Annotated in this window: 5 protein-coding genes; 1 reads left to right on the top strand and 4 read right to left on the bottom strand. The window is 53.7% G+C overall.

All coding sequences use genetic code 11. The features are described from left to right. Positions 1–160: 160 nt before the first annotated feature. A complete protein-coding gene (locus QZ511_RS07955; protein ID WP_295801425.1) occupies positions 161–607 on the bottom strand; it encodes a DUF3465 domain-containing protein in 447 nt (148 codons plus the stop codon). A gap of 123 nt (positions 608–730) precedes the next feature. Beyond that, on the bottom strand, positions 731–1,423 hold the full coding sequence (locus tag QZ511_RS07950; protein WP_295801424.1) for a hypothetical protein: 693 nt from the start codon (positions 1,421–1,423) through the stop codon (positions 731–733). 841 nt (positions 1,424–2,264) lie between these two features. Between QZ511_RS07950 and QZ511_RS07945 the strand changes: the two genes are divergently transcribed. After that, positions 2,265–3,656 carry a M14 metallopeptidase family protein gene (locus QZ511_RS07945; RefSeq protein WP_295801423.1) on the top strand — a complete coding sequence of 464 codons (1,392 nt, stop codon included), beginning with the start codon at positions 2,265–2,267 and terminating at the stop codon, positions 3,654–3,656. Positions 3,657–3,772: 116 nt separating this feature from the next. On the opposite strand, the gene QZ511_RS07940 is transcribed toward QZ511_RS07945, so the two are convergent. Further along, on the bottom strand, positions 3,773–5,917 hold the full coding sequence (locus QZ511_RS07940) for a pre-peptidase C-terminal domain-containing protein (RefSeq protein ID WP_295801421.1): 2,145 nt from the start codon (positions 5,915–5,917) through the stop codon (positions 3,773–3,775). 502 nt (positions 5,918–6,419) lie between these two features. Continuing rightward, the gene (locus QZ511_RS07935; RefSeq protein ID WP_295801418.1) at positions 6,420–7,763 is read right to left on the bottom strand and encodes an outer membrane protein transport protein; all 1,344 of its coding nucleotides are present in this window, start codon (positions 7,761–7,763) and stop codon (positions 6,420–6,422) included. Between the last annotated feature and the right edge of the window lie 90 nt (positions 7,764–7,853).

The following is a 7,853-nucleotide window of genomic DNA, read 5'->3' as shown; positions in this document are numbered from 1 at the left end:
GAGATGTGACGTGAAAATTACAGCGTAATAGGGTGGCTTGGGTGTTTTTGCGATGAGTGACAATGAAACTCCTTATGGCATTTGACGCCTCAATATCCGGCGCACGAATTTGGGTGTCCGGTGCCGGAGGCGCGAAGTTGATAGGCTTGTCGTCTAGCGATTACTGAAATTTTCGCCCATTGTGAACCAGCCAGCCATCTTCATGCTCACCATTTGGGTCATGATGTGTCCAGTGCATAACACCACCTTTCGAGTTCCATTCATACTCGCCATAAAAATCTACCCGGTCACCTTCTTGCAAATATTCTATTCTTGGAGCCAAATCAATATTATGAGCCATCAATAATGTTTGTCCCGAAGAAAGTTTCAAGATGAATTTTTGATGACGACTCCCATTCAAATCATCCGGCAATATTCTTATCACCTCTCCTGAGCCGCTGACTTGTAGGTTGCTTGCTCTATTCTTGTATGCAAGCTCTAAAACATCATCACTATCTGATTGATTAGATCCAAATGAGCTTGTTATCTCATTAAGTGCGCCGGGGTTTCCATCTGTATATTCGTAAACGCCAAATATGATTAAAATGACAACAAGCAACTTCTTCATTTTTTTAATTCTCATTGATAATTGAACTGGCTAGATACGTTGTCCCGCGGAGGGTTTTCGGCCCGGGGAAAATTGCCGGGCCTTTCCGGGAGACTATAACTGCCTGGTAGAATACATACGGGTTTATGCAGTTGTACCGGAAGAAACTACTAATGTAAGAGCCCCGGTCTGTGACTGGTTCTCCATATGAGTAAGTAAAGTATATAGAAGTATTGCAATGCCTAGCATTTCAAGAAATTCTTCGCAAGTGTAGTAAATGTAATAGAGTACATTGTTTTCCCCGAATGTTTCAGCATGGTAACCGCCAAGCAGCTCGAATCCGATTGCACCAGATACAAAAGTGAAGCCTGATGCCAGAAATAAAAGCATAATATTTCTTGGTAAATAGAATAAAAATTTCGCGTATGCAGCAATAAAAATAATTAATGCGATTCCATAAGGAATTACCCATGCATAAAATAGGAATCCAGAAGCCTCAAAAACTTCCCTGGTGGGCTCGGTGATTTTCTCGTGTACCGTGAGGGTTTCATCAATTGATAAGAACAGAAAGATAAAGGAGAGTCCAAACCAGGGAATATACGATGTGTTTGTTTTTTTATTGTTTATTGCTATAAGGTAAAGCAAGGCACTGCAAATAATAAGTGCGAAAGATGAAAAAAAGGTCGGGATATTTCTCTCTTCGTTAAAATTTAAAATAGGTATACTTTTACCAAAATACAGCTCGTTTATTATCGATAAAATATTTGCAAGTAGCAGTAGAGAAATTAATGCAATGTGTGAGTTTAATATTTTTCTTGGGGATGCTTGTAAAGTCACTTGGCGGCTCTCATTTTTGTTTGAATTTGGTATTGCCTGCGATAAGTAGACACCCTGGCCATACGCATTTCACTCGATTCTCGCGGTATCCAGTTACTCAGCAATCCTGGGGACCGCGTAACACGCTTTAATCTCCGAGTAGGTTTCCACGATCATCGCTTCAAGGGCTATCGTCGATATGCAGAGGCACTGGGCGACCTGAAAAGACAACTGAACTCTTGGCGCTCTCTCGCTCTCCGAAGAGATAACTCCTTAAAAATTAGTAGGTTATTGATAAATATCAAATGCTCGCTTCAACAAAAGGAAGTCAAAGGTGTATGTAATTCTTTAACAGTTGGTATTTACGTACCAATCCAACTTGTTTAATAACCTAGACAATACTATGAACGCAAGCAGTGGCTGCTGAATACGTATTTTTGGTTGATATTTAATCAAAATGTGGCGTCAGAGGGCTCTTCGCCTCAATACATATTTCCTGGCAAGCATGGACAATAGCGGCCGAACAATGGCTATTCCTTCTAAGAAATCAAAGCTTCCTTTCTCGGCAGGGCAGGGTAAGCCGAAGGTTTGTGCGCCAAGCTTTTCATTAAGTGATATGTGGGTCGGTTTGGAAAAAATGTTCTGATCAAATTAGATATATCTCGGGGGAAGTTTGAGCCGGCCTGCATATGCGGACTGTACTCTGCCATCTTTTCCGCTTTATTCCTTAGATCGTGTCTTCCGGTTAATACAAATTCGAATTGCATCACCTCCCCAAATCATGGAATATTTTATTCTTGTATGAGAAGTGGTACTGCATAAATTTGGGAAAGGGGGATTCGTGGCCCGGAGACTATTAGCAATGTTGTGTATTCCATTGGCACTTGGCGGCGCACTGGTGTCCGCAGGGGAGAAAGAAACGGTTTCCCTAGACTACCAGGTACCGGGACTGGACAAGCCGGCGATCCGGCAGGCGGATATCCTGCCGCTGGTGGAGGGGCTGCGGACATCGCCGTTGCTCAAGGTCGAACAGGTCGGTGAATCCTTTGAGGGGCGGCCGCTGTTCAGCATTGCCATGGGCCGAGGGGACACCCGGGTGATGATGTGGTCGCAGATGCACGGCGATGAGCCCACCGCGACGTCTGCGCTGTTTGACCTGATTGCCTATATGACGGCACCCGAGCAGGAAGCCTGGCGCGATCGGTGGATGGACGAGCTCACGCTGGTGATGGTGCCGATGCTCAACCCGGACGGGGCCGAGCGCAATACCCGGCACAATGCCCAGAGTTTTGATATCAACCGGGATGCCAAGGCATTGCAGTCGCCGGAAGGCCGGGTGCTGATGGACCTGGCCCGCTCGTTCAAACCGCACTTCGGCTTTAATCTGCACGACCAGAATCGCCACTATGGCGTCGGTAATACGGGCAAGATGGCCACCATTTCGGTACTGGCGCCGCCCTATAACGAGGCGCGCGAGGTCAATGCCAGCCGGGCGCGGGCAATGCAGCTGATCGGCGCACTGGTCAAGCGGGTCGAGCCGTTTATCGGTGGCCATGTCGGTCGCTATGACGACGCCTATTCCTGGCGGGCGTTCGGCGATACCTTTTCCGAGATGGGTATCAGCACCATCCTGATCGAGTCCGGGGCACATCCGAATGACCCCAATCGCCAGGTGGCGCGGCGCATTAATGTGGAGATGCTGGTGACGGCAATCGACAGTATTGCGGGACGAACTTATGTCTCCGTTTCCAGCGATATATACGGCGCTATCCCGTTCAACGAAGACGATGCGATTGTCGATGTGAAGGTCGGTAATGTCCGCGTGGGGCAGGGCAATGCTGCCTATCGCATTGATCTTGCGATCAACGAGAAGTATGGGCAGGTTGCGGTAGTGGACCTCGGGGACCTTTCGCTCCTGCACGGGGCGCAGGAGCTGGATGCGAGCGCGGCACAATACCGGGCCCCGCGTGCCTATGAGTTAAAACCGGGTCAAGCACTGGAGCTGACGGACAGCCGCTACCTGGAATTGTTACGGCAGGGCTACGGCTATTTCACCGGTGACGAGAGCCTGCTGGTACGGGAGACGGCATTGCCGGTGGTGATTAACCCGCGCAACCCCCTGGGGGAGATTCCTGCGCGACGTCGTAGCGCGACCTTCCTGCTGGAAGACGAGGAGGGAGCCTGGCTTGCGGTAATTGATGGGGCGCTGGTGGACCTGCGGGCGGGCGGTAAGTTACTGGCGTCAGTGCGGTAATTGAATGGGGGCCGAATAGCTTCCAGGTACCGGGTTGATCGGCGGATTCACAGGGAAGCACCGATAAAAATGGCGGCCACAGGGGCCGCCATTTTTTTATTTGCCAGTTGCTGAGATCAGGGACTGGCCTGTGCCTCCAGGGTTACACCGGAATAGGCGCGGTAACCGCGGACGCTGATATACCAGGTGCCGGACTGCGGATTGCTGAAGCTGCAGTTTTCGCTGTTGCCCGAGACATACGGGCGGCAGTCATAACTGCCGGTCGTGGGCTGTGCACCGTAGCGTACATACAGGTCGGCGTCTCCGCTGCCACCGGACATCTGTACATTCAGCGCGGACTTGCCGGAAGACACATTCAGCGTGAAGTGCTGCCAGGAGCTGCGGCTGCCGGAGAGGTTGGTTTCGACCCAGCCATCGCCGTCGTTGCCACCACCGGTGCCTTCGTCATAGCTGCCCACCAGGCTGACCCCGGAGAAGCTGCTGTAGGCTCGCACCATCACGTAGTAGGTGCCTGCCTGCACGTTGGAGATATTGCAGGTTTCGCTGTTGCCACCGATATAGGGGCGGCAATCGTAGCTGGAGGTGGTGGGCGCGGAGCCGTAACGTACGTACAGGTCTGCATCGCCGCTGCCGCCAGAGATCTGGAAGCTCAGGTTGCTGGCGCCCGCCGGTACTTCCAGGGTGTAGTGGAGTTCATCACCGGTACTGCCAGAAAGGCTGCTCTCACTAACCCCGTTTTCCAGCTCGCCGTCACCGGGATTGCCACCACCACCGCCGCAACCAGAGGTGGAAACGCCGACGGTATTAAACGCGGCAGAGACCGCATTTGCATCGTAGGCCAGGTCGGCAGTGGCTGACATTACGCCGCACGCTGCATCGACGTAGTCGGAGGTGGAGTTCCAGTACATCTGGTTCGCCAGTACGAAGATATCGAATGCCTTGCGGGTATCCCAGCCACTGGTGTTCGCAATCAGGTAAAAGGCGCGGTTGAACACCCCGGAGCTGTGGTGCACGTCCATGCCGGAATAGTAATCGGAGGCGTGGCCAATGGAGCTTCCGTCGAGGGTGGGGTCCTGCATGTAGCGCAGGGCACCACTGGCCTTGAAGATATCCGCACCTACCAGCCAGTCGTTGCTGCCGCGCATGTAGAACTCTGCGGCCTCACCGGCCATATCAGAGAACGCCTCGTTGATACCGCCAGACTGGGCGGAGTACTGCAGACCGGAGTTCTGTTCGGTAAAGCCGTGGCTCACTTCGTGGGCGGAAACGTCCAGGCTGACCAGGGGGTGGAAGGTGCTGCCGCCATCGCCGAAGGTCATCTGGCTGCCGTCCCAGAATGCGTTTTCATAGTTGTTGCTGTAGTGCACACGCATACGCAATTTTTGCGTGATAGGGGCGGTGTTGTACCAGTCGCTGTATAGCCCGAATACCACGCCGCCAAAAAAGTGCGCGTCGTTCAGTGGCGAATAGGCACCGTTAATGGTTTTGTAGTCGTTGTACGGACAGGTGAACGAGAACACGCTGCCACCGCTGGTGCGGTTGTCCATGTCGACGGTTTCAACGTTGGGCGTATCCATACGGCAGCTGCTGTCGACCTGCATTGCCGGGAAGTCGGTTCCGTATTCGTAGCGTCCGGTTTTCTGGTTGCCGCCGGGGCCGGTGGCATCCTGGTGGGCCAGGCCATCCCAGTGCTCGATGACTTCACCGGTGAGGGCGTCGATAAAATAGTAAGGGCGCGAGGGTTCATCGCCGTACTCCACCCAGCTCACCAGATAGGCGAGCCGCGCCTGGTCCTGATCGTCTACATGAATAAACAGCTGTTGCTTCTGGTTTTTGGCTGCGAGCTTCAGTGCCGGCATCGACAGAGCACCGTTTATCTTGCCCTGCTGCGCGCGCTTGTTGACCGTGTGGCTCATGGCCCGCTGAATCGCATTGGACGCGGCGATGGATGCTTTGGTCGAGGGTACGTCCAGGGTCAGGCCCATCAGTACGTCACCCTGTACTTGCGCAGCTACCCCCTGGCCAGAACTGGTGACGGTTTGCCCCCAAACCGGAATGCCCTGGTGTGTCTGCCGGTAGCGGGTAACCACTTTACCGTTGGGCAGAGTGCGTGTACGGATTTCTTCCAGCGCGATATCGGTACCACTGGTGGCAGCGAGAGCCTGGGGAGAGAGCATGTCCGGGGTCGCCGGAACGCGATCAGCCCCGTGGGCACTGATTGCAACTGCCAGTGTGCAACTAATTCCAAGAAAACGCTTCATTGCAAATTTTTCCTTATTTTTTGATTTGCTTTTCGAACTTCGAATTCCTGAGGGATCGCCTCTGCAGCGCGCGCACAACGAAAACACGGCTCGTGCATGTGCGCTGCCACTCGATTTCGAAAACAGGGACGGTAAGACTGCAGAAGACGGACCGGAGTGCAGGAGGGCCGCAAGGGAGGCGGCGAGTCAGGAAGGAAAAGCTGACATTAGTCTCGGTGCACTCCGCTTTCTCAAACCGGAGGTGTCCGGGTTTGCCGAACGCTCCGGATAGTACCCCCCGTACTCACGGTTACAACGAAGTGATGATGGCTAGACTATAGGTTTGCACTTTTTTGAATTAGATTGGGTAATTAGTCTCAAAAACAGGCTGACTATCCCGCCTAAAATGGTCATTTAGTACGTTTGTGCAGGTCCGAAATGGCGTATAAAACCACCAAAAGATGGCACGTCCGTGTTAACTGGCCGGGCATGTTGCCCGGCCTTTTGTCTTGTGGGTTTCGATTCAGAAGCCGTTAGACCAGCCGAAGCGCAGAATATCCTGGCTCATGGTGAGGTCCGCCTCGCCGCCGCCGAACGCCATGGGAATGGAACCGTTTCCGGAGACCGTTTCCTCGAACGCGTGGGTATAGGACATGGTCCACTCTCCCAGACTGGTGCGCCAGTCGGCACCGACACTCGCGTGATCCTCGATGACGGCGGGGGCCAGGATATTGATAAACGCCTGGTCGTTCGGAATCGGTTGCTCTGCGTGGCTGACACCACCGCGCAGAGTAATTTCATCGTTCAGTGCGTAAACCGCGCCGAGTTTGATCACCTCTACATCGCTCCAGCCAAAACCCGGGCCTTCATCGGAACCCAGCGGTTTACCCTGAAACAACAGGTTCAGGGTATTGCCTACCGAGCCGACACCGCTGTACTCGATGCGTTGCCAGTCGGCGGCGAGTGTCAGTGCTGGGCTGGCGGTCCAACTGATGCCTGCGGCATAGCTCGCGGGAATATCGAATCCGCCCCGATCGGCAAATAGTCCGGCATAGTCATCGAAAGTGCCGGTCTCGATTTTGGAGGACCAGGAAACCCCGAGCGTGACATCTTCACGCAGCTGACCAATCCAGCCAAGCTTGATGCCCCAGCCGTACGCGCTGTCGTGGCCATTGTTGGTGACCTTGCCGGGCTCCGCCGATACATACGGATTATCGAACGCCTGCAGACCATTCGCCTCAAACAGCTGGTAGGCAAAGGTTGCCGCCACGCCCAGTGATTGTCCGGGGGTTGGGCGGAATGCCAGTGACGGGGTAATGATCAGCTGGCTCAGATCCACACCGGCATCGCCGGATGCACCAAATGCCGCGAAAGGGTTGCTGCTGTAATCTGTATTCATGCCGCCATTACCATACACCGCAACGCCGTAACTCCAGCGGGCAGAGATTTCCCGCGCATAGCCGATTTCGGGGATCAGAAACGCGGAAGTTTCATTGCCGTCGTAGTTGCCGTCGGCGCCGGCGAGGTTGCCGCTGATACGCGCACTGCGGTCGGGGCTGAACCAGCTAAACCCTATATCGGTGCGGTTGCCCACCAGCCCGGTTCCTGCAGGGTTGCTCGCCGCGGCCAGTGCATCCTGTGGCAAAGCTACACCGACTCCGGCCATGGACTGGGCCTTAGGCCCGACACCATCCATAAAGTAGCCGTTGGTCGCATGTGCAGAAGAAGCGAAAAGCAGGGTGCCGCTTATTGCAGTCAGGCAGGCAGCAGCGACGTTCTTTCGCAGCCTGGAGTTGATCAGGGTTGTTACAGCGGAAATTGCTGAGATGACAGCGAGTACTGGGGGAAAATCGAAGTACAGAGTCATTTGCGTCTTACCTTATTATTGGTTTTCTGTGCGAGTGACAGCCACAGTTAGAGGGTACTTCTCGGAGTGGAGTAAGCTGGCGCTCGGTGC

Source organism: uncultured Microbulbifer sp. (assembly GCF_913055755.1).
In the GTDB taxonomy this organism is placed as follows: domain Bacteria; phylum Pseudomonadota; class Gammaproteobacteria; order Pseudomonadales; family Cellvibrionaceae; genus Microbulbifer.
This window is presented reverse-complemented; position numbering and strand designations above follow the sequence as displayed.